This window comes from Streptomyces toyocaensis, from assembly GCF_000725125.1.
Classification (GTDB): Bacteria; Actinomycetota; Actinomycetes; order Streptomycetales; family Streptomycetaceae; genus Streptomyces; species Streptomyces toyocaensis.
Window position 1 is genome coordinate 13,285 of record NZ_JFCB01000017.1, and the last position, 21,580, is coordinate 34,864.

A 21,580-nucleotide genomic window follows, 5' to 3' on the forward strand; every position below is an offset into this window, starting at 1 on the left:
CCCCCGTATGCGGAAGATACTCGTCGTCGGAGCCGGCCAGTCCGGTCTCCAGCTCGCCCTCGGCCTCCAGTCGCACGGGTACGAGGTCACCCTGATGTCCAACCGGACCGCGGACGAGATCCGCTCCGGGCGGGTCATGTCGACGCAGTGCATGTTCCATACGGCCCTGCAGCACGAGCGTGACCTCCAGCTGAACTTCTGGGAGTCCCAGGCCCCGAAGATCGAGGGACTCGGCGTCTCGGTCGCCGCCCCCGGCTCCTTCGACCCGGGCCCCTCGCAGCGCGCCATCGACTGGCTGGGCCGGCTCGACGGGTTCGCCCAGTCGGTGGACCAGCGGGTGAAGATGGCCGGCTGGATGGAGACCTTCGCCCAGCGCGGCGGCCAGCTCGTCATCCACGGCGCGGCGGTCGGCGACCTGGACTACTTCTCCCGCGCGTACGACCTCGTGCTCGTCTCGGCGGGCAAGGGCGAGCTCGTCCAGATGTTCGCCCGTGATCCGGAGCGCTCCCCGTACAGCGAGCCGCAGCGCGCCCTGGCCGTCGCCTACGTCCACGGGCTCGGCCCGCGCCCGGAACACCCGGACACCGAGGCGGTCCGCTGCAACCTGGTCCCCGGCGTCGGCGAGATGTTCATCATGCCGACCTACACGACCTCGGGCCGCGCCGACATCCTGTTCTGGGAGGGCATACCCGGCGGCCCGCTGGACGCCTTCAAGGACGTCAAGGACCCGGCCGAGCACCTCTCCCTGACCCTGGACCTGATGGAGACGTTCCTCCCCTGGGAGCACGCCCGGGCCACCAAGGCCGAACTGACCGACGCCGGCGGCACCCTCGCGGGCCGCTACGCCCCCACCGTCCGCAACCCCGTCGGCCGGCTGCCCTCCGGCGGGCTCGTCCTCGGCGTCGCCGACGTGGTCGTCGCCAACGACCCGATCACCGGACAGGGTTCCAACTCGGCCTCCAAGTGCGCCGCCTCCTACCTCGCCTCCATCCTCGAGCACGGGGAGAAGGAGTTCGACGAGACCTGGATGCGGCAGACCTTCGACCGCTACTGGGAGACGGCCCAGCACGTCACCAAGTGGACGAACACCATGCTCGCCCCGCCCCCGGAGCACGTCCTGAACCTGATCGGCGCCGCCGGACAGCTCCAGCCGGTCGCCGACCGCTTCGCCAACGGCTTCAACAACCCGGCCGACTTCGAGAACTTCTTCTACGACCCGGAGAGGACGGCCGCCTACCTGGCCTCGGTCGCCGGCACCTGAGCGGCGTCCGGTCCGGGAGCCGACCATCCGCTGAGGGGCGGGTGCGGGTGAGACGGGGCCTCGTGCATCGAATGTCGTAATTGCCTGACAAGGCTATGAATGGTCCACAATCCTGCATACTGGACCCCATCTCGTACGTCTGTACGGGAAGGGAGTGATCCAGTTGACGGCCGGGTGGGACGAGAGCGGCGGCCTCGCCGATGTCCACGAGCGCATCCTCGCGGGCGAGGCCGTCGACGACGTGGCCGGAATCGTCAGGACCCCGATCCTGACCTCCTGGCAGCGGTGCAGGTCGCTGGGGCTCGTCCCGGACCGGCTCACCCTCACCTGCGAGCAGGACCTGGACCTGGACGGACGGCTGCTGACCGCCGCGACCCCGGTCCTCGACCGGCTGGAGGCCGTGCTGGACGGACCGCCGGTGAGCGTGATCCTCACCGACGCGCAGGCACGCGTGCTGGCGCGCCGGGCCGGTGACGCGGAGCTGAACAGGCACCTGGACGCGACGAACATCGTCCAGGGCTACGGTTTCCCCGAGTCCAGCGCCGGCACCAACGCCCTCGGCACCGCGCTGGCCGAGCGCCGCCCGGTCTACGTCCTGGGCCGTGAGCACTTCGCGGACTGCATGCAGCAGCTCGCGTGCGCCGCCGCGCCCATCCGTGATCCGCTCAGTGGCCGTGTCGAGGGGGTCCTGGACCTCACCAGTTTCCGGCGGCACTCGGATCCGGTGATGCTGCCCCTCGCGCAGCAGGCCGCCGACGAGATCGAACAGCGGCTGCTCGAACAGTCCTCGAAGCGCGAGCGGGAACTGCTCGCCGAGTTCCTCCGCACCCGGCAGGCCGCCGGCGATCTCGTCGCACCGTACGGGGAACCCCTGCCCGGCCCGGCACCGGGCGCCGACCCCACCGCCCCCGCCCGTCCCGTCCTCCCCATCGACCCCCTCGACCAGGCCGTCCTCCGGGAGACGGCCCAGGAGCTGATCGCCGCCCCGCACCGGGTGGCCACCGAGGTGGTGCTGTCCGGTGGCCGGACCGCGGTGCTGTTCTGCCGCGAGGTGTGCGCGGCCTCCGGTGAGGCCGGGATCGTCGTGGAAGCCGCCATCGCCGCCGGCCCCCGGTTCCGCCTGCCGGCGCCCCCGGTACCCGAGACCTCCCGCGCGGGTACCCCGGCGATCGAGGTGACGACGCCGTCCCGGGGCTCCGCCGCCGAGGCCGCGACGGGTCCGAAGGAGCTGACGGGTGAGCACCGGAGCGGCATGCCCCGGCCCGGGAGGCGCAAGGCCGGACGGCACGAGGCCGAGGCGGAGATCCGGGGACCGGCCCACCCGCCGGAGGGCGGGACGTCCGCGCAGGCGTCCGGTCAGGCCCCCCACACCCATGCCGGCCTGCTGCTCCTGGGTGAGCCGGGAGTCGGCCGGCTCGCCCTGCTGGCCCGGAAACGGCTGGAACTGCTGTACGACGCCAGCGCGGGCATCGGCCGGACCCTCGACGTGACCCGTACGGCGCAGGAGCTGGTGGAGACGGTGGTGCCGCGGTTCGCCGACCTCGTCGCCGTCGACCTGCCCGACGCGGTGCTGAGCGGCGAGGAACCCGTCGACATCGCCGAGGGACTGCGGCGGGTGGCGCTCGGGGCCGTCCGCGAAGGCTCGCATCTCTACGACGTCGGTGAGAAGGTCGACTGGCTCCCCGCCTCACCGCAGGCGCGCTGCCTGCAGACCGGCGGCCCTGTGCTGGAGCCGGACCTGAGCCGGGCCGTCGGCTGGATCGCCGTCGACCCGGGACGCACCCGGAAGGTCCTCGAGTCCGGAATCCACTCCCTGATCACCGTGCCGTTGCGGGCCCGGGGCGTCATCCTCGGTGTGGTCAGCTTCTACCGCGCCGAGGGCTTCGCCGCCTTCGAGGACGACGACCTGTGGCTCGCCGGCGAGCTGGCCGGCCGGGCCGCGGTCTGCATCGACAACGCGCGCCGCTTCACCCGCGAGCACACCATGGCCCTGGCGGTGCAGCGCAGTCTCCTCCCGCGGGGCGTGCCCGCCCAGGACGCCGTCGAGGTCGCGCACCGCTATCTGCCCGCACAGGCCGGTGTGGGCGGCGACTGGTTCGACGTCATCCCGCTGTCCGGCAGCCGAGTGGCGCTGGTCGTGGGTGACGTCGTCGGCCACGGCGTGCACGCCGCCACCACCATGGGCCGGCTGCGTACGGCCGTGCACAACTTCTCCGCCCTCGACCTGCCGTCCGAGGAACTCCTCACCCACCTCGACGACCTGGTCGGCCGCCTGGACGCGGACAGTGGCCGAATCGGCGGGATCATCGGTGCCACCTGCCTGTACGCGGTGTACGACCCGGTGTCCCGGCGGTGCACGTTCGCCCGGGCCGGCCACCCCCCGCCCGTGCTCGTGCTGCCCGACGGCACCGCCGACTTCGTCGACGTGCCCGCGGGCCCGCCGCTGGGCCTCGGCGGCCTGCCCTTCGAGCCCTGTGAGACCGAGGTGCCCGAGGGCAGCAGGATCGTCCTCTACACCGACGGGCTCATCGAGTCGCGCGGCCAGGACCTCGACACCCGGCTCGGCCTGCTGCGCCGCACACTCGCCACCACCCGGCCGCCCGCCGACTCGCCGGAGGAAACCTGCGGGGCCGTCCTGGACGCCCTGCTCCCCGCCCGCCCCGACGACGACGTCGCCCTGCTCGTCGCCCGGACCCGCGCCCTCGACGCCGAGCGCACGCAACACTGGGACGTGTCGGCCGACCCGGCCGAAGTCCCACGGGTCCGCGCGGCAGTCACCCGCCGGCTGCGGAAGTGGGACCTCGTCGAGCAGGTGCCCACCACCGAGCTGATCGTCAGCGAGTTGGTCACCAACGCCATCCGGTACGGAGGTCCTCCCATCCGGCTGCGGCTGATCCGTGGTCACACGCTGGTCTGCGAGGTGACGGACGGCAGCAGCACCTCTCCGCGCCTGCGGCGTGCCCGCACGACCGACGAGGGTGGCCGAGGCCTCTTCCTCGTGGCCCAGCTCGCGGAACGCTGGGGCACGCGCTGCACGGCCGACGGCAAGGTCATCTGGACCGAACAGCCACTGCCTCCGGACGGGCCGGGCGGCTCGGGCGGTGCGCCTGCTCCTCCGGCCGGCAGCAGCCCGAGGGCTACCTGAGGGAGGTCTCGGGCGCGGCCGGCGCGTAGGCGGCCGAGTACCCCGTGTCGGATCCCTCCGTCGCCCCCTCGGGGAGCTCCGGCGGCACGTACCGCGGCAGGGGCCGCCCGTCCGGGTCGGGGCGTACGGCGCCCAGCACCGGGTTGGCCGCGACGGGGGAGACCTTGACCCGCGCGCCGGGACGCGGTGCCTGCACCACCCTGCCGTCGCCGAGGTAGAGAGCGACGTGCGTGGCCTCCGGGAAGTACACGACCAGGTCCCCCGGCCGCAGCTCCGTCAGCGGCACCCGTTCCAGCCGGGCCCACTGCTCCTGGCTGGTCCGGGGGACCGGCGTCCCCGCCGCGCCCCACGCCTCGGAGGTCAGCCCCGAGCAGTCGTACGCCGCCGGCCCCTCGGCTCCCCACTCGTACGGCTTGCCGAGCTGCTCCACGGCGTAGCGCACCGCCCGTTCGCCGGCCGCGGACGGGGGCGTACCGCCGCTCAGCGCGCCGGAGGCGACCAGCTCCTCCTGCGCCTCGTCGGTCCTGCTGCGCTCCAGTTCCGCCAGGGCGGCGAGCTGTTCGGCGCTGAGCGAGGCGAGCAGTTCCTCGACGTCGTCGAGCCGCTGACGCACCTCGTCCCGCTGCGTCCTGCTCCGCTCCGTGAGGGCCGCCCGGTCGGCGAGTGCCTTGCGCGCCCGGCGGGCCAGTGCGCGGGCCTCCTTCACGTCGCCGGTCAGCCGCCCCACCGTCTCCGCCCGCTCCCGCGCCAACTGGCCGATCACGTGCCCCTGGTCGAGCGCGCGCCGCGGATCGTCCGCCAGCAGCAGGCGCACGTACGGGGAGAGGCCGGTGACGCTCTGGTACTGCTGCCGGGCCAGCCGTCCGGCGGCACCCCGGCTGTCGTGCAGGGAGAGCCGGGTCCGGGCGAGGGCGCGCTCGAGCCGCCCGGTCTCGGCACGCTGCTCCTTCAGCCGCTCCTCGGTGGCGTTGTAGGTCTCGGTGGCCTTCTCCGCCTCCCGGTACAGGGTCTGAAGCTCCGTCAGCAGCTCGGCCACCGAGCGCCCGCCGGCTCCGGCGGCGCCGCCGCCCGGTTCCGGGACGGCCGCCGCGGGCACGGGTGCGAGTACGGTCCCGGCCGCCAGCGCCGCCGTGCACACCAGACGCAGAAGCATTCCTGACACCTCGTCACCTCCGACGCGGGGCGGCTCGTCCGCTCCGCATCGCGAGCATCGGGCGGGTGCGCGCGGTCCGCTCGCCGAGTGTGCGCGGTTCGGCGCAACGGGGTCACCCGCCGGTGTCGTCCGGCTTGCCCTCCGGCGTGGCGTCCGGCCCGGGCGCGGGCTTCGACCACGGCCACCTCGGCCGGCGGCCGGCCTGCCCCGTCGGGTCGTGGAGGTACTTCCACCCCCGGGTCAGCCCGGTCCGCGAGCTCTGCCCCCGGGGCACCCGCCGGTAGACCAGCACGGTGGGCGGGCCGCCGTCCGGGGCCGGGACGGGGATGCGGTACGTCTTGGGCGGGTGCCCGGTGATGCCCAGCAGCACGGGCAGGACGCGCCCGTCCATGGGCCCGCCCTCGAAGGGGGTGTCCTGACTCTTCACCTCACCAGTCTCGGCCATCGCGCGCGCAGCCGGCCGCGGCGCACCCCGCCCGGCCCGTCAGAGGTCCGTGGCCAGCACCCGCACCAGCTCATCGGTCTGCGCGTCGCGCCGCGCGGTCACCGCCAGCACCGCCACGAACTGCTCGACGAGCCAGTCCCGCAGTTCCTCCGGAGGCGGCTGCTTGCCCTCGTCGAGCCAGATCAGCGAGGCCGCCTCCACGGCGGTGATCCACATCCGTATGGTCATCCGGAGGCGGGGGCCGGGCTCGTCGACGTGCAGGTGACTGAGGATGTGCTCGGCCGCGGCCCGGCGCACCCCGTCCACGATGGCGGTCGTACGGGAGGTCTCCACGACGCTGCCGCCCTGCAGCAGCGCGCTGAAGCCGGTGTCGTGCTGGTCCACGAAGGCGAGGTAGCGGTCGAGGGCCCGGGACAGCCGGGGCAGCAGCGGTCCCTCGTGCGGCTCGTCGAAGCAGTGGCGCAGTTCGTCGGCGGCGGACATCAGGGCCGCCTCGTACAGCTGCTGCTTGCCGCCCGGGAAGTACCGGTAGACCAGCGGCCGTGACACGCCGGCCGCCTCCGCCACGTCGTCCAGGGACACGTCCTCCGGGGCGCTGTGGGCGAAGAGGGACAGCGCGGCCTCGAGCAGCTGGCTGCGGCGTTCCTCGACACTGAGCCGCCGGTAGGCGGGGGTGGGGGCCTGCGGGGTCATGCCCGCAGGGTAACCGCCCGCCCGGCGGGCCCGCCTACGCCAGCAGCCCCGAGGACTTCCACAGCCGCCGTCCGACCCCGCGCAGCACGCCGATGTCGTCGAGGAAGTCGGTGAGGCGCCTCGACCCCTGCTGCATCACGTCCCGCCGGTGCGCGCTCGCCCTGACCTGGGCGACCGCCTCCCGCCGGTCGAGACCGACGTTGGTGTACACCTCGGGGTTCACGAAGGCCACCGAGAACACCCGGGCGAACTCCCCGGAGGTGACGCGGGTGAACTCCTGCGACCACTTCGGGGCGGTCACCATCTGGCGCCGCAGCTCCTCGCGGGCGTAGCGCACGTGCCGTGCCTCCTCGACGACATGGATGCGCGTGACGCCCCGGATCAGCGGCTGGACCCGCTCGTCCGGGAAGGTCAGCCGCTGCATCCAGTCCAGGACCTCCTCGCCGAGCAGGGTCGCCGTGAAGGAGCCGGGCGTGGTGGAGATCGTCTTGAACAGCCGTCCCAGGTTCTGGTGGACCCGGCTCACCGGGTAATAGGGGGTGCCGCTCCGGCTGATCACCCGGGCGAACATCTTCGAGTGCCGGCACTCGTCCTCGATCTCGGTGAGGGCGTAGCGCACGTGCGCGCTCGTGGCGGCCTTGTCGTAGATGTGCCGGACGAGCAGCTGCATCAGGATCAGCTCGAACCAGATGCCGAGCGAGGCCAGCGCGGCGGCCTCGTGCCGGGAGAGCAGGATGCGCTGCTCCTCGCTCATCCGCTTCCACAGCGGGGTGTCGTACAGCGACACCAGCTCCGGCGGCCAGAACCACTTGCCCTCCTCGAAGGGCGCCTCCCAGTCGAGCTCCTCGTCGGGATCGAAGGAGTGCTTGGCGGAGGAGTCGAGCAGCCGCTGTGCGACCTGCTCCCGGTCCTTGAGCAGCCCGAGCGCGTCCCGCAGGCCGTCGAGAGCGTCCGCTTCGGTCAGGGTCGTCATGGCGGGTCCACCTCATGGGCGTCTCGGGTTACCGGCTGGTCACCCTTTATGAGACTGCCTGTCAGCAAGCTCGTCAATCCCCTGTGCGGAACTTGCTGACGCCGGGTCCGCCGGACGGGGCGGGTCGACGGCGCGCACCAACCTGCCTCCGCGCGGAGCTGATCGACGGGACGCGGCCTCGCTCATGTACCGAACAGCAGGCGGGAAACGGGGCCTCCGGCAGTCACGTCCCACCAAGTGGGCGGCCGGACTCAGGGCTTCAGCACCGCCTCCATCACCGCCCGGGCGATCGGCGCCGCCGTCCCGCCCCCGCTGATCTCCCGCCGGTTCGCCGCCGCGTCCTCGACCACCACCGCCACGGCCACCTCGGCCTCCATGTCCCCGCCGCCCTGGGCCCAGGAGATGAACCAGGCGTACGGCGTACCGGAGTTGCCCAGCCCGTGCTGCGCGGTGCCGGTCTTGCCGCCGACCACGGCACCGGGGATCGCGGCCTTCCTGCCGGTGCCGTCCCGCACGACACCCCGCATCAGCTCCCGCAGCCGCGTCGCCGTCGCCGGGTGCATGGCGCGCCGTACCGGACGGGAGCCGGCCGTCGACACGGTGGCGCCGCCCGCCCGCGTGGTCCGCTCCACCAGATACGGCTCCCGCACCTGGCCGCCGCCCGCGACGGCCGCCGCGACCATGGCCATCTGCAGCGGTGTGGCCCGGGTGTTGTACTGCCCGATCGACGACAGCGCGAGCTGCGCCCGGTCCACCGAGGTGTCGAAGGTGCTGGGCGCCACCCGGAACGGGATCCGCACGTCCGTGTCGTTGAAACCGAAGCTCTCGGCCGTCGCCTTCATCCGTGCCACGCCCGTGGACACACCCAGCTTGGCGAACACCGTGTTGCACGACCACACGAACGCCTCCCGCAGGGTGGCGTCCTCGCAGCCCTCGGCCCCGTTGGTCAGCCGGGTCGTCGTCCCGGGGAGGGTGTACGGGTCGGGGGAGTCGGTCGGCTCGTCCACATTCCCCACCACGCCCGCGTCCAGCGCCGCGGCCGCCGTGACCACCTTGAACGTCGAGCCCGGCGGATACGTCCGCTGCACCGCCCGGTTCAGCATCGGCCGGTCCGGGTCGGCGTTCAGCCGCACCCAGGCCTCCCGCGCCGTCCTGCCGTTCCCGGACAGCAGGGCGGGGTCGTACGACGGGACCGACACCAGCGCCAGGATCCTCCCCGTCGAGGGCTCCACGGCCGCCACCGCCCCCTTGCGCGAGCGCAGCCCCTCGTACGCCGCGCGCTGTGCCGCCGGGTCGATCGTGGTCACCACGTCGCCGCCCGCGGTGCGGGACCGGGTGAACTCGTTCCACAGCGGCAGCGGCGCCAGCAGCGGGGCGGCGCCGGACAGCAGCCCGTCCTCCGTGCTCTCCAGCAGTGTCGTGCCGTACTCCTGCGAGGCGAAGCCGGTCACCGGCGCGTACAACGGCCCGTCCCGGTACGTCCGTTCGTGGCGCAGATGCTCCCCGGTGTCCCGCGAGCCGGTGACCGGGCGGCCGGCGACCAGGATGTCCCCGCGCGGCTGCTGGTAGCGGGCGATGGTGTCCCGGCGGTTGGCCGGGTTCGCCTGGTAGGCCTCGGCGTTCAGGACCTGCACCCGGGCCACGTTGACCAGCAGCGCGACCAGCAGCAGGGCGCAGAACAGCGCGGCGTTCCGGATGTGCCGGGTCACCGGACGGCACCCTGGTCGCCCTGCCGCCGCGCGGAGTCGCTCAGCCGGACCAGCAGCGCCACGATCGCCCAGTTGGTCACCACCGAGGAACCGCCCTGCGCCAGGAACGGCATCGCCATGCCGGTCAGCGGGATCAGCCCGGTCACCCCGCCCGCGATCACGAACACCTGGAGCGCCACGATCGAGGCGAGACCCACGGCGAGCAGCCGCCCGAACGGATCGCGCAGGGCGAGCCCCGCCCGGTAGCCGCGCTCCACCAGCAGCCCGTACAGCAGGAAGATCGCCGACAGCCCGGCCAGGCCCAGCTCCTCACCGGCCGTCGCCAGGATGAAGTCGGACTTGACCGCGAAGCCGATGAGCACGGAGTGCCCGCGTCCCAGCCCGGTGCCGAGGATGCCGCCCTCCGCGAAGGCGAACAGGGACTGGGCGAGCTGGCTGGGGCCCTCACCCGCCTCGATGGAGGCGAACGGGTGCAGCCAGGTGTCGATCCTGTGGTGCACGTGCGGCTCCAGCCGGCCCACGGCCACCGCGCCCAGGGAGGCCAGCAGCAGGCCGAGGGCGATCCAGCCGGTGCGGCCGGTGGCGACGTAGAGCAGCACCACGAACAGGCCGAAGAACAGCAGCGAGGTGCCGAGGTCCCGTTCCAGGACCAGGACCCCCACGCTGACCAGCCAGACGGCGACGATGGGGCCGAGCACCCGTCCGGTGGGCAGGTGCAGCCACCGGACGCGGCGGCCGGTGTAGGTGAGGGCGCTCCGGTTCGCGGCGAGGTACGCGGCGAAGAAGACCGCCAGCAGCACCTTCGCGAACTCGCCGGGCTGGATGGAGAACCCGGCGATCCGGATCCAGATCCGGGCCCCGTTGACCGCCGGGAAGAGGATCGGGACCGTGAGCAGGACGAGCGCGGCGGTGACGCAGGCGTTGGTGTGGCGCTGGAGCACCCGGTGGTCGCGCAGCACCAGGACGATCGCGGTGAACAGCGCCACGCCGAGGGCCGACCAGACCAGTTGGGTGGGGGCGGCCGGTTCGCCCGGAGCCTCCAGGTCGAGCCGGTAGATCAGCACCAGGCCGAGGCCGTTGAGCAGCACCCCGATCGGCAGCGGCAGCGGGTCGGCGCCCGGGGCGCGCCACCGCACCGCCAGGTGCGCCACCAGGGCCAGCACACCGAGCCCGGCGCCGTAGCCGGCGGCGCCGGGCGGGACGGTGCCGTTCCTGGCGAGGCCGACGGCGCAGTATCCGTACACCGACAGTGCGACGGCCAGGACGATGAGGGTGAGTTCGATGCCGCGACGGCCGGACGGGCGGACGGTGGGCGAGGGCTCGCGCGTGGGCGGATCCGCCGTCGCCAGGGTGCTACCGGCCTTGCTCATGTCCGGAACTTACCCAAATGGTGCGTCTTGTGCGCTTCGCTCATCAGCACCAGCGTGGCGCGGGACCGATGTTGTCGATGTGCGCGGCCGGACCCCAGGCCCAGGTGCCGTCTGTGAGGAGGTACCAGAGGGGATTGCCGTTCACCTTGTCGCCGGGGACCTTGCAGAAGATCGAGACGACATCGCCCTTGTGGGCGTACCGGATGATCTGCGAACCGCGGTTCGGGGCGGAACGCAGGGCCAGTGACTGCGCCGTGACGACACCCTTGTACCGGCCCTGGTTCCCGTGGTTGCCGCCGGCCTGGTTGCTCCAGTCGCCGTTGCCGCCGCCGCCCTGCTGGTTCGAGCCGCTGTCGTAGTCGCCGTTGCCGCCGCCGCCCTGCTGGTCGCCGTTGCCTCCCTGCTGGTAGTCGTCGCCGTTCCCGCCCTGCTGGTTCCAGTTCCCCTGGTCGCCCTGGCCCGGGTCGTCGGCGGCGAAGGCGGGGGAGACGGCGGTCGCGACCGCGAGGGCCCCGGCGGCGAGAGCCATGGGCAGTCGGCGGGCGAAAGGGGGGCGCTGGGCACGCGAAGCCATGGCGGTACCTCCAGGTAGGGGAGAGAACGGTCGAAGGTGACGTGATCGCCACACTAGGAGCGCCCCCCGGCGCCCGCGCGCCCTGCTGAGCCATCGGGGACGGCGCTCCGCCCTCCGGGGTACACGCACCGCCCGGCGGCTACTCCGTCAGCTCCTCCAGCAGCCGCGCCGTGGCCAGTCCCGCCCGCAGGTAGTCGACGAAAAGACCGTTGTGCAGCGCCCAGGGTGAGCGTCGGGAGCGAATCACCCGGATCGCCGCCTCGGCGGTACGGCCCCGGCACATCAGCGCGTGCGCGACCACCAGACCGGACCGGTTGTACCCGTGGTAACAGCGCACGAGGACCGTGCGTCCGCCGTCCAGCGCCTCGCACGCCGCTTCGGCGAGCCGGATCACGCCCGCGAGCTGCGTCCCGTCCAGCGGCCCGTCGGGGATGGGCCACACCTGGTGCTCGATCCCGGGGTCCGGGCCGTGCCCGGGCAGCCGCAGCAGCGTCTGGACAAGATCGAACTGGCGGTTCGCCACGGCGAACTCCAGCTGACCGGAGACACCCCGGAACTCGTGTCCGCCCATCCACAGGCCGGGGACGATCTCGTTCCACGGACTGTCCGGAGCAGGTACGTCGGGTTGCCTCCCGCGGGTACGCAACGGCGCCTCCCCACCCTCACCGCCCAAGTCCCTCCAAGGTAACCGGCTTCTTGCCCCTGGAGCACCCGCCTGTTCCCATGGACGTGGGGTGATGGTGCATGGACGGACTGCGCGTCATACCGACCTGGCGGAACGGCCGGGAAAGGCTGTACGTCTGCCTCCCGGACGGCAGGAACCTCGCCTGGTACGACCGCGAGACGGCCAGGGTGAACCTGCTCGGCGAGGACCACGAGGAGGACGTGCTCACCGCGCTGGGCCCCTTCCTCACCGGCCCGGTCTCGGTCGGCCCGCCGCCGGTCCCCACCCCCGCCGAGCTGGCACGCCTCTCCCTGCACCCCGACGACGACCTCGCGCCGAACCGTCCGGGCGAGGCCCTGCTGATCGCCCTCGACCGCGACCCGGGCCCGGCCCACCGGCTCCGCCCGGACCCCCGCCGCAGGGCCCTCACCGCGGAGCGGACGGTGGGCGAGGCCCTGGACCGCATGGACGGGGCCGGCTGGCACACCCTGCACTCGGTCCCGCTCCCCGGCGGCGACCGCATCCACCACCTGCTGATCGGCCCCGGCGGGCTGTACGCCGTCCACTCCCTGTACGCCCACAGGCAGCGGGTGACGGTCGCCGCCCCCCGGGTCGCGCTGGGCCGCCGCGCACCGCTGCCCCTCCTGCCCCGCGTCCGCTCCGACGCCGACCGCGCCTCCTACGCGCTGACGGCCGAGGTCCGCCCCGTGCTGGTCCTGGTCGGCGCGACGGCCGTGACGACCGTGGACCCGCCCCACGAGGTGCGCGTCCTGACGGACGCCGGACTGGAGGACCTGACCCGCGCGGGCGGTGTCCTGAAACCGGCCGACGTGGAGGCCCTGCACGCCATGGCCCGGGACCGGAACACCTGGTCCCGGCTGTGAGCGGCGTCCCTCACGGCAGCTCACCCGCGTGCCGCGGATCGAGCAGCGGCGCCAGCAGATCACCGTGGTCCCGCACCCGCGGGCCGATGTCCGGGGCACGGAGCGCCATCCGTTCCGGCGCCCGGCACCCCTCGACCTCGTCCCAGGTCACCGGCGCCGACACCAGCGGCTCGGCCCGCGCCCGCAGGGTGTACGGGGCGGCCGTGGTCTTCCGGGCCGCGTTCTGGCTCCAGTCGACGAACACCTTCCCCGGCCGCAGGCTCCTGGTCATCCGGTGCAGCACCAGCCGGGGCATGGCCTTCTCCGCCTCCACGGCCAGCGCCTTGGCGTACTCGGAGACCCGTTCGGACGAAGCCCCCCGTACCGCCGCCAGCAGATGAAGCCCCTTGGACCCGGACGTCTTGGCGTACGCCTCGATCCCGTCCGCCGCCAGGCGCTCCCGCAGCCACAGCGCGACCTCGCAGCAGTGCACGATCGTCGCCGGCGCCCCCGGGTCCAGGTCGAACACGATGCGGTCGGCCTGTCCCGGGTCGCCGACGAGCCACTGGTGCGTGTGGAACTCGGCGACCAGGTTCGCCGCCCACATCAGGCTCGGCAGGTCCTGCACCAGCACCATCCGGGCCGGCCCCTCGGACCTCGGCACCTCGGCGGTGGTGACCCAGTCGGGCGTACCCGGCGGCACGTTCTTGGTGAAGAACACCTGGCCGTCCGGCCCGTCCGGATACCGCAGGAACGACACCGGCCGGTCCCGCAGATGGGGCAGCAGGACGTCGGCGACGGTCGCGTAGTAGTGCAGTACCTCCGCCTTGGTGAAGCCGGTGGCGGGATAGAGCACCTTCTCCAGGTTGCTGAGCGCGAGCCGTCGCCCCTCCACCTCGGTGATGGGCGCCATAAGATGAGAATCCCACGCAAACCGGCACAAACACCCCGACAGTGATCGGCGGACGACCGGAAAGGTGCTGCACGTGAGATCCATCTGGAACGGCGCGATCTCGTTCGGCCTGGTCAGCATCCCGATCAAACTGGTGAACGCCACAGAGAACCACGCGATCTCCTTCCGGCAGATCCACACGGAGGACGGCGGCCGCATCCGGTACCGCAAGTTCTGCGAACTGGAGGACCGCGAGGTCACCGGCCAGGAGATCGGCAAGGGGTACGAGGACGCGGACGGCACGATCATCCCGATCACCGACGAGGACCTCGCCGGCCTGCCGATCCCCACCGCGAAGACGATCGAGATCGTCGCCTTCGTCCCCGAGGAGCGGATCGACCCGCTCCAGATGGACGCGGCGTACTACCTCGCGGCGGGCGGGGCGCCGGCGGCCAAGCCCTACACGCTCTTGCGCGAGGCGCTGAAGCGCAGCAACAAGGTGGCCATCGCGAAGTACGCCCTGCGCGGACGGGAGCGCCTGGGCATGCTCCGCGTGGTCGGCGACGCCATCGCCATGCACGGCCTGCTCTGGCCGGACGAGGTCCGCGCCCCCGAGGGGGTGGCGCCCGACACAAGCGTCACCGTCCGGGACAAGGAGCTGGACCTGGCGGACGCCCTGATGGACACCCTCGGCGAGGTCGACCTGCAGGACCTGCACGACGAGTACCGCGAGGCGGTGGAGGAGGTCATCGCAGCCAAGGCCTCCGGGGAGGCCCTGCCGGAGGCCCCCGAGCCGGAGCGGGGCGGCAAGGTCCTGGACCTGATGGCGGCGCTGGAGAACAGCGTCCGGGCGGCCCGCGAGTCCCGCGGCGAGGAGGCCGAGGTCAAGGACCTCCCGCAGCGCAAGACGTCCTCCCGCTCGACGCCCAAGGAGACCGGAGGGAAGAAGTCGACGTCGACGGCGAAGAAGAAGACGGCGTCCTCGACCCGCAAGTCGACGTCGAAGGCGACCCAGACCGAGAAGAAGACGACGGCGAAGAAGACGCCCGCGAAGAAGACCACGGCGAAGAAGACGGCGTCCCGCAAACGCTCGGCGTGATCCCTCCGGCCGCCGGACCGGCCGTGCGGGGCGCGGTGGGCGTGGGACAGGCGCCTACGGCGGGAAGGGGGCGGGGCGGGGGTGTGCGCCCGCAGCGGCTGGTGCGAACAAGCCCCCGCACCTCCACCGGCCGACCCGGTCGCGCCAGTCCGAGGACGGACACCCCCGACCCGACCCCGACCCACCTACCGACCACAGGCGCTACGCGCGCCCCCACCGCACAGCCCGCTGCGCCGCAGGCATCCCCCCGCAGGCCCCCCTCCTCGCCTACGCCACGCGCCTCAGCGCCAGCACCGCGTTGTGCCCACCGAACCCGAACGAGTTGCTCAGCACCAGGTCACCGGTGTCCGGCAGCGCGCGTGGCCCGCCACGCACCACGTCCAGCCCGATCGCGTCGTCGACCTCCGCGCAGCCGACCGTCGGCGGCACCACCCCGTGGTGCAGCGTGAGCACCGCGGCGACCGCCTCCACCCCGCCCGCGGCCCCCTGGAGATGCCCCAGATGCCCCTTCAGGGCCGTCACCGGCACCCCGCGCCCCCCGAGCACACCCCGCAGGGCCCGCGCCTCCGCCAGGTCACCGTCCACCGTGGCGGTGGCGTGCGCGTTGACGTGCACCACGTCCGCCACCCGGCCGCCCGCGTCCCGCACGGCCCGCCGCAGGGCGAGCGCGATGCCGTCACCGGAGGGGTCCGGCGCGGCGACGTGATGGGCGTCGGCGGACAGCCCCCACCCCGCGGCCTCGCAGTAGATCCGCGCCCCACGGGCACGCGCGTGCTCCTCGGACTCCAGGACGAGCACCCCCGCGCCCTCCCCGTTGACGAACCCGTCCCGGTCCCTGGCGAAGGGGCGCGACGGCGAGCCGGCCGCCGGGTCACCCTCGGCCAGCGCCCGCATCGCGGCGAAGGACGCCATGATCGCGGGCGTGACGACCGCCTCGGCACCGCCCGCGAGGGCGACGTCGACCCGGCCGTACCGGATACGGTCGACCGCCTGCCCGATCGCCTCGGTGCCGGAGGCGCAGGCGCTGGTCACGGTGCGCGCCTCACCGGTGATGTGCAGGTCCAGGGAGACCTGAGAGGCCGCCTGCGAGGGCACCGTCATCGGGGTGGTGAGCGGTGAGACACCGCGCGGCCCCCTCTCCCGCAGCCGCCGGTCCCCGCCGACGAGCACGGACGCGTCCCCGAGGATGGAGCCGAGGCTCACCCCGACCCGCTCCGGGTCCAGCCCGCTCTCGCGGGTGCCGCCACCCGCGTACCCGGCATCGGCCCACGCCTCCCGCGCCGCGACCACCGCGAACTGCGCGGCCCGGTTCATCCGCCGCGCCGCCTGGCGGGACAGCAGCCCGGCCGGGTCCACCGGCACCGTCCCGGCGACCCGCACCGGCAGCCCGTCGAACTCCTCGTCCGTCAACTCCCTTATGCCGTGCCGCCCTTCGAGCAGCCCCTGCCACAACTCACCCGTACCCACGCCCAGCGGGGTGACGGCACCGAGCCCGGTGACCACGACGCGCCGTGCCCCGGCCGCCTCCGCCACCCGCTCGGGACGCGGTTCGTGCCGTACGACGTTGCCCTCCCGGTCCGCCCCGGCGGCCCAGCGGCGCACGTCGTCGTCGGTCACCCGGCCCGCGGCCGGGTCCTCGTCGCAGTGCCAGGCGCCCCAGCGGCGGACGTACACCACCTCCGAGGCCAGCGGATCGACCGCCCGCAGGAAGCACACCCGGTCCCCGTCGCGGAACCCCACGCCGTCCAGGGCGGGCGAACTCACCCGCGGCACCGCGGCCACGTCCAGCCGCCGCCCGGCCACGACCACCCGCTGCTCGCGCCGCAGCGCCTCCTCGTGGTCCACCCCGCCCAGCGGCGGACGCAGCGTGACCCGGATCACCTCCGGTGACTCCGGCAGCGTGTGCGTGACGACGTGCCACCTGTCCCGCGCCGCGTCCTCGCGCGACAGCGCGAACAGATCACCGGGGACGACCTCGGCTGCGGTCACCGTGTGCGGACGTATGGGTACTTCAGGGGTCTCGGGGGAGTGCGTCATGGCCGCAAATACTCTCTTTGGTCCGAACTGCCGTACTGAGGGCGATTCCGAGTGTTCTGTACGCACCGCGGCCCCACCATTGTTGAACCCCGGACATGCCCGATTTGCCCCGCTCTACCATGAAGGTGACGCGAGACACATGAACCAAATCGCCTGCCACACGCAGGACTTACTCAAACGTACGAACGATGTGCAAAACGTCACGAACGCCCCGCGAGATCCCGCACCAGCCGCGTGAGTCGCTCCGCGTGCCCTTCCGCACCGGGCGCCGCGCCCCGGAAAGGCGCCCCGCACGGCACCATGGGACACATGGCCGATGACAACCGGATCGTGAACACCCACCAGTTCGAGGCGTGGAACGGCTACGAGGGCCGGCACTGGGCCGAACACCAGGCGCGTTACGACGCGCTCAACGACCCCGCCAACACCCCGCTCCTGGACGCGGCACGCATCGAGCCCACGGACAGCGTCCTGGACATCGGCTGCGGCAACGGCCGCCTGACCAGGCTGGCCGCCCGCACCGCCCGCCGGGCCGTCGGCGTCGACCTGTCCGCACCCATGCTGGAACGGGCCCGCGCGAGCGCCGCCGCCGAACACCTCACCAACGTCACCCACCTCCAGGCCGACGCCCAGGTGCACCCGTTTGAGGAAGCCTCCTTCGACGTCGCGCTGAGCCGCTTCGGCATCATGTTCTTCGCCGACCCGGTCGCCGCGTTCGCCAACATCGGACGCGCCCTGCGGCCGGGCGGACGGCTGGCCTTCGTCTGCCCGCAGACCGTCGACCGACTGGACCAGTCAGTGATCTTCGCCGCCGTGGCCGAGCACGTGACCCTGCCGGACTTCTCCCAGAAGACGGAGACGGGCCCCGCATCGTTCGCGGACCCCGACCGCACCACACACGTCCTTGCCGGGGCCGGGTTCGACGCGATCACCGTGAACCCGCTGGAAGTGGTGCAGGCGTGGGGCACCGACCCGGCGGACGCCGCCGACTTCCTCTTCGGCTGGGGCCCGATGCGCCACTGGCTACGCGACGCCGCGCCCGGGAACGTCGACCGCGCCCGGCAGGCCGCGGCGGACGCCTTCCGCACCTACACGACGGCGAAGGGCGTCCACCTCACGGCCCGCTACTGGCTCGTGACCGCCACCTGGCCGGCCTGACCCCGACCCGGCGACACGTCAGCGCCGCACCACGGGCACACGCTCCTCGGCGGCCGGCGCGTACTCCTCGGCGGCCGGCGTCGTCGTACTGCCCAGGAGCCGCAGCGCCGCATCCGACGGCGAACCGTGCTCGGCCGTGTAGGCGATCAGGCGCTGCCCGGACGTGCCGGGGATGACGAGGGTCTCGAAGCCGAGGTCCATCACGCCGACCAGCGGATGACGCAGATGCTTCACCCCCGAGGTACAGGTGCGCACCGGATGCCGGGCCCACCGGCGGGCGAACTCCTGACTGTTGATGATCATGTGCCCCACGAGCTCGGACAGGGAACGGTCGTCGGGGTGACGCCCGGCGACCAGCCGAAGGGAGGCCACCGCGAGGTGCGCCTCCGCCTCCCAGTCCGGGAACAACTGCCGGTACTCGGGGTCCAGGAAGAGCATCCGGGTCAGATTGGGCCGGGCGGCGGGCCGGTCGGGACTCCCGGCCGGCAGATGCCCGGCCAGCAGCGCGTGCCCCATCCGGTTCCACGCGAGGACGTCGTTGCGCCGGTCCAGCACGAGGGCCGGTACACCGCTCATGGCCGTCAGCAACTGCCGCGCCGAGGCGCTGGCGTACTCCGCGCGCGGCGGGGCGGGGCGGCGGGACGACGCCGTGGTCGGGCGGGCCAGGTCCTTCAAATGCGCCGTCTCGTCCTCGGAGAGCCGCAGGGTGCGCGCGATCGCCTCCAGCACACTGTCCGAGACACCGGTGGCACGGCCCTGCTCGAGGCGGGTGTAGTGGGTGACGCTGACACCCGCGAGCGTCGCCAACTCCTCGCGGCGCAGCCCTGCGACACGGCGGCGGGCCGGGTGCGCCGTGATACCGACGTCCTCGGGCCGCAGGGACGCGCGACGGGACTTGAGGAAGTCCCCCAGCTCCAACAGGCCGTCCATGCATACCTCCCGGTTCCCGGGGCGCGAAGGCGCCGACGTCCCATGATGCCCGCCGTGCCTGCCCCTCGGGGTCCGTGAGGGTGGTCCTGTGATGACCAGCCTCGCCCTGGCTGTGCCACGCGCGGTTCTGGCTGCGCCTCCCCGGGCCGACGAGCCTTTCCCCGTCACGACACGCGACGTGATCACGCGCACCGCACGTGACGACACACGAGGGAAAGGAACCCGACGCCATGCCCGTCACCGAAGTGGAGCCAGCGGCCCGAACCACCCCTGCCGCGCTCACCCCCCGCCTCCGGCTGGTGCTGGTGCTGCTCCTCGCGGCCCAGTTCATGCTGGCCGTGGACTTCTCCATCCTGAACGTGGCACTACCTGTGATCGGCGAAGGACTGGGCTTCCCCTTGGGGCACCTGCAGTGGATCGCCACCTCGTTCGCGCTCTGCGCGGCCGGCTTCACCCTGCTCTTCGGCCGGATCGCGGACCTGTTCGGCCGCCGCCGGCTGTTCCTCGGCGGCCTCGCCGTCCTGGGCGTCGCCTCGCTGGCCGGCGGGCTGGCACAGACCCCGGAGGTGCTGATCGCGGCCCGCGTCCTCCAGGGCCTGGCCACCGCCGCTGTGACTCCGGCGGGACTCTCCCTGCTGACGACATCCTTCCCGGAAGGCCCGCTGCGCGAGAGGGCCCTCGGCCTCAACGGGGCCCTGATGTCCGCCGGTTTCACCACCGGCGCCATTCTCGGCGGCCTGCTGACCGACCTGCTGTCCTGGCGCTGGGCGTTCTTCGTCAACGTGCCTGTCGCCCTCGCCGTCCTGGTGGTCGCCCCGACGGTCATCAAGGAGTCCCGGCGCGAGGACCACCCCAAGCTGGACGTCCCGGGCGCCGTCACCGTCACGCTCGGCCTACTGGCCGTCGTCCTCGGGCTCACCCGGGCCGGCGAGAAGGGCTGGGGCTCCCCGGACGCGCTGCTTCCGCTGACCGCGGGCCTCGCGCTGCTGCTCGCGTTCCACGCCGTGGAGCGCAGGGCACCCGCACCGCTGGTCCCCCTCGGCGTGCTGAACAAGCGGTCGGTGGCCTGGGGCAACGTCGCCGGCCTGATCGCGTTCCTCACCGAGACCTCCCTGGTCTTCCTGCTGACCCTCTACCTCCAGGAAGTGCTCGGCTTCTCACCGCTCGCCGCCGGCCTGTCCTTCGGCGTGCTCGGCATCGGCACCGTCATCGGCGGCAGCACGGCCCCGAAGGTCATCGGAAGGCTCGGCACCCGGCGCACACTGATCACCGGAGGCCTCCTCCAGACCGTGTCCACCGCGTCCCTGCTCGGCCTCGGCGACACCCGCTCCTGGCTGTGGCTGCTGCTTCTCGCCACCTTCACCGGCGGTATCGGCAACATGCTGGTCATCGTCGCCTTCATGGTCACCGCGACCTCCGGCCTCGCCGACCACGAACAGGGCCTGGCCACCGGCCTCGCCACCATGACCCAGCAGATCGGCATCACCATGGGCACACCGATCATGAGCGCAGTAGCCACCGCCGCGATGACCGGCACGGGAACCGCGGCGGTCCTGGGCGGCCTCAAGACAGCGATCACGGTGAACGCGGCCATAGTCCTCCTCGGCACCCTCACCAGCGCCGTGTTCCTGCGCGGGAGCCGACCGGGCACGCGCTGAGGAGCGACCGGCTGGAGCCACCGTGACGGGACCGGTCGCGGTGTCGAGGGCGTACGCCTGGCCGTGAACGCCGGCCGTCGGAAGGGAGCGCGGAAGCGTGCCGGGCGATCGGCTCGGTGACCGGTTAGACGACGAGGTGGTTGGAGCGCCACTCCGGCGCCGGGCGGTCGATCCGAGGACGGACAGAGTGATCCAGCCGGTCACTGCGGCGGTCCCGCAGGACGGCCTCGGCCAGCCCTTCGCCGGCGAGGTCGCCAGGACGATCTCCGAACTCAAGAATCTCACCCCGAACCCATTGACTCGGTGCATATAGCGCCTAATCTGGTTCATAAGCCACAACACCGAAAGAGTCACAAAGTCGACGAGGACGTCTAGTCGGCGGAGTGGCTGGGACAGGATGTGGTGTAGGCCCCCGGCAAGCCGGCGCGATACCGGAGTGACAGTGACGACTGAAGCTCCAGGACACGTGCAGTACTACCGGGGACTGTTTTTGCCCTCACAGCCTTCGCGCGGCCTGGTCGCAGCGCGAAGGCCGTGTCATGACCACGAAGCCCGGACCTCCGGCTCACAGGCGCGACTGGTGTGTGCGTCTCACGACCCCCATCGGGTGGCGATGGCTTCCTCCACGCTGAAGATGCGTAGCAATCGGCGCACTGCGCTGCGTCGAAGACGTAGGTCAGCTTGTGTGCGACGTCGGGATGCCCGTCTGCGAGTGCACGGATGTGAAGTCTCCTGGCCAGTCCCTTTGACGATGAGGGGGCGCAGTTCGTACCTGTCGACGTGGCTCAATGCCGGAGCCGACCCCACCGAGGTTGCCAAACGCGCCGGCAACAGCGTTGAGGTCCTGCTGATCCGCTACGCGAAGTGCCCCGACGGACGGCAGGGTGTCGCCGACCGACGCATCGAGGACCTGCTCCGCGAGTACGAGTGACCCCCTGCCACCGGACCGAGGCCCC

General features: G+C 72.7%; 17 protein-coding genes and 1 pseudogene. 7 read left to right on the plus strand and 11 right to left on the minus strand.

The genetic code is table 11. The annotated features are described in order from the left end of the window. The first annotated feature begins 7 nt into the window (after nt 1-7). Both BU52_RS18910 and BU52_RS18915 read left to right on the plus strand, forming a co-directional pair. Nucleotides 8-1,261 (plus strand): styrene monooxygenase/indole monooxygenase family protein, encoded by a 1,254-nt coding sequence (locus BU52_RS18910; RefSeq protein ID WP_037935879.1) that lies wholly within the window; start codon nt 8-10, stop codon nt 1,259-1,261. A 154-nt stretch (nt 1,262-1,415) separates the two neighbouring features. Beyond that, nucleotides 1,416-4,406, plus strand: a complete 2,991-nt coding sequence (locus tag BU52_RS18915) for a SpoIIE family protein phosphatase (RefSeq protein ID WP_051858375.1) — start codon at nt 1,416-1,418, stop codon at nt 4,404-4,406. Here BU52_RS18915 and BU52_RS18920 read toward each other — a convergent pair. The 8 genes from BU52_RS18920 to BU52_RS18955 all read right to left on the minus strand — a co-directional run bounded on the left by BU52_RS18920 (nt 4,399) and on the right by BU52_RS18955 (nt 11,969). Next, complete coding sequence (locus BU52_RS18920) at nt 4,399-5,568, minus strand: C40 family peptidase (protein WP_037935880.1); 1,170 nt, start codon at nt 5,566-5,568, stop codon at nt 4,399-4,401. The two genes, BU52_RS18915 and BU52_RS18920, sit on opposite strands and share 8 nt — an antisense overlap. A 103-nt stretch (nt 5,569-5,671) precedes the next feature. Then, nucleotides 5,672-5,986, minus strand: a complete 315-nt coding sequence (locus tag BU52_RS18925; RefSeq protein WP_037936063.1) for a hypothetical protein — start codon at nt 5,984-5,986, stop codon at nt 5,672-5,674. A gap of 57 nt (nt 5,987-6,043) precedes the next feature. Further along, on the minus strand, nt 6,044-6,697 hold the full coding sequence (locus BU52_RS18930; RefSeq protein ID WP_037935881.1) for a TetR/AcrR family transcriptional regulator: 654 nt from the start codon (nt 6,695-6,697) through the stop codon (nt 6,044-6,046). A 34-nt stretch (nt 6,698-6,731) separates the two neighbouring features. Next, nucleotides 6,732-7,670 carry an AurF N-oxygenase family protein gene (locus BU52_RS18935; RefSeq protein WP_037935883.1) on the minus strand — a complete coding sequence of 313 codons (939 nt, stop codon included), beginning with the start codon at nt 7,668-7,670 and terminating at the stop codon, nt 6,732-6,734. A 251-nt stretch (nt 7,671-7,921) separates the two neighbouring features. Then, on the minus strand, nt 7,922-9,379 hold the full coding sequence (locus BU52_RS18940) for a penicillin-binding transpeptidase domain-containing protein (RefSeq protein ID WP_037935884.1): 1,458 nt from the start codon (nt 9,377-9,379) through the stop codon (nt 7,922-7,924). Then, a complete protein-coding gene (locus BU52_RS18945; RefSeq protein ID WP_037935887.1) occupies nt 9,376-10,749 on the minus strand; it encodes an FtsW/RodA/SpoVE family cell cycle protein in 1,374 nt (457 codons plus the stop codon). Before BU52_RS18945 ends, BU52_RS18940 begins: the two co-directional genes overlap by 4 nt. Before the next feature lie 43 nt (nt 10,750-10,792). After that, nucleotides 10,793-11,323: an SH3 domain-containing protein gene (locus BU52_RS18950; protein ID WP_037935888.1), complete on the minus strand. Its 531-nt coding sequence runs from the start codon at nt 11,321-11,323 to the stop codon at nt 10,793-10,795. A gap of 139 nt (nt 11,324-11,462) precedes the next feature. Beyond that, complete coding sequence (locus BU52_RS18955) at nt 11,463-11,969, minus strand: protein-tyrosine phosphatase family protein (RefSeq protein ID WP_037935891.1); 507 nt, start codon at nt 11,967-11,969, stop codon at nt 11,463-11,465. A 98-nt stretch (nt 11,970-12,067) separates the two neighbouring features. Between BU52_RS18955 and BU52_RS18960 the strand changes: the two genes are divergently transcribed. Beyond that, complete coding sequence (locus BU52_RS18960) at nt 12,068-12,871, plus strand: nuclease-related domain-containing protein (RefSeq protein ID WP_037935893.1); 804 nt, start codon at nt 12,068-12,070, stop codon at nt 12,869-12,871. Nucleotides 12,872-12,881: 10 nt separating this feature from the next. Here BU52_RS18960 and ligD read toward each other — a convergent pair whose 3' ends face one another. Then, the gene (gene ligD, locus BU52_RS18965; RefSeq protein ID WP_037935894.1) at nt 12,882-13,763 is read right to left on the minus strand and encodes a non-homologous end-joining DNA ligase; all 882 of its coding nucleotides are present in this window, start codon (nt 13,761-13,763) and stop codon (nt 12,882-12,884) included. A 73-nt stretch (nt 13,764-13,836) separates the two neighbouring features. Between ligD and ku the strand changes: the two genes are divergently transcribed. Further along, entirely contained in the window at nt 13,837-14,841 is a 1,005-nt protein-coding gene (gene ku, locus BU52_RS18970) for a non-homologous end joining protein Ku (protein WP_456154827.1), read from the plus strand. Between the two features lie 267 nt (nt 14,842-15,108). Here ku and BU52_RS18975 read toward each other — a convergent pair whose 3' ends face one another. After that, nucleotides 15,109-16,878 (minus strand): beta-ketoacyl-[acyl-carrier-protein] synthase family protein, encoded by a 1,770-nt coding sequence (locus tag BU52_RS18975; protein ID WP_037935898.1) that lies wholly within the window; start codon nt 16,876-16,878, stop codon nt 15,109-15,111. 309 nt (nt 16,879-17,187) lie between these two features. Between BU52_RS18975 and BU52_RS18980 the strand changes: the two genes are divergently transcribed. Further along, nucleotides 17,188-18,036, plus strand: a complete 849-nt coding sequence (locus BU52_RS18980; protein WP_037935899.1) for a class I SAM-dependent methyltransferase — start codon at nt 17,188-17,190, stop codon at nt 18,034-18,036. A gap of 18 nt (nt 18,037-18,054) precedes the next feature. On the opposite strand, the gene BU52_RS18985 is transcribed toward BU52_RS18980, so the two are convergent. Then, complete coding sequence (locus tag BU52_RS18985) at nt 18,055-18,966, minus strand: helix-turn-helix transcriptional regulator (protein ID WP_037935900.1); 912 nt, start codon at nt 18,964-18,966, stop codon at nt 18,055-18,057. Nucleotides 18,967-19,196: 230 nt separating this feature from the next. Here BU52_RS18985 and BU52_RS18990 point away from each other — a divergent pair, with 230 nt between their 5' ends. Both BU52_RS18990 and BU52_RS18995 read left to right on the plus strand, forming a co-directional pair. Beyond that, the gene (locus tag BU52_RS18990) at nt 19,197-20,624 is read left to right on the plus strand and encodes an MFS transporter (RefSeq protein WP_037935901.1); all 1,428 of its coding nucleotides are present in this window, start codon (nt 19,197-19,199) and stop codon (nt 20,622-20,624) included. A 760-nt stretch (nt 20,625-21,384) separates the two neighbouring features. Continuing rightward, nucleotides 21,385-21,555, plus strand: a pseudogene (locus tag BU52_RS18995) (tyrosine-type recombinase/integrase); the annotation flags it as partial. Between the last annotated feature and the right edge of the window lie 25 nt (nt 21,556-21,580).

Excerpts from the sequence above, each read along its gene's own strand:
- BU52_RS18910 (WP_037935879.1), top strand. The coding sequence starts at position 8 with ATGCGGAAGATACTCGTCGTCGGAGCCGGCCAGTCCGGTCTCCAGCTC.
- BU52_RS18930 (WP_037935881.1), bottom strand. The coding sequence starts at position 6,697 with ATGACCCCGCAGGCCCCCACCCCCGCCTACCGGCGGCTCAGTGTCGAG.
- BU52_RS18935 (WP_037935883.1), bottom strand. The coding sequence starts at position 7,670 with ATGACGACCCTGACCGAAGCGGACGCTCTCGACGGCCTGCGGGACGCG.
- BU52_RS18945 (WP_037935887.1), bottom strand. The coding sequence starts at position 10,749 with ATGAGCAAGGCCGGTAGCACCCTGGCGACGGCGGATCCGCCCACGCGC.
- BU52_RS18950 (WP_037935888.1), bottom strand. The coding sequence starts at position 11,323 with ATGGCTTCGCGTGCCCAGCGCCCCCCTTTCGCCCGCCGACTGCCCATG.
- BU52_RS18960 (WP_037935893.1), top strand. The coding sequence starts at position 12,068 with ATGGACGGACTGCGCGTCATACCGACCTGGCGGAACGGCCGGGAAAGG.
- ligD (WP_037935894.1), bottom strand. The coding sequence starts at position 13,763 with ATGGCGCCCATCACCGAGGTGGAGGGGCGACGGCTCGCGCTCAGCAAC.
- BU52_RS18975 (WP_037935898.1), bottom strand. The coding sequence starts at position 16,878 with ATGACGCACTCCCCCGAGACCCCTGAAGTACCCATACGTCCGCACACG.
- BU52_RS18980 (WP_037935899.1), top strand. The coding sequence starts at position 17,188 with ATGGCCGATGACAACCGGATCGTGAACACCCACCAGTTCGAGGCGTGG.
- BU52_RS18985 (WP_037935900.1), bottom strand. The coding sequence starts at position 18,966 with ATGGACGGCCTGTTGGAGCTGGGGGACTTCCTCAAGTCCCGTCGCGCG.
- BU52_RS18990 (WP_037935901.1), top strand. The coding sequence starts at position 19,197 with ATGCCCGTCACCGAAGTGGAGCCAGCGGCCCGAACCACCCCTGCCGCG.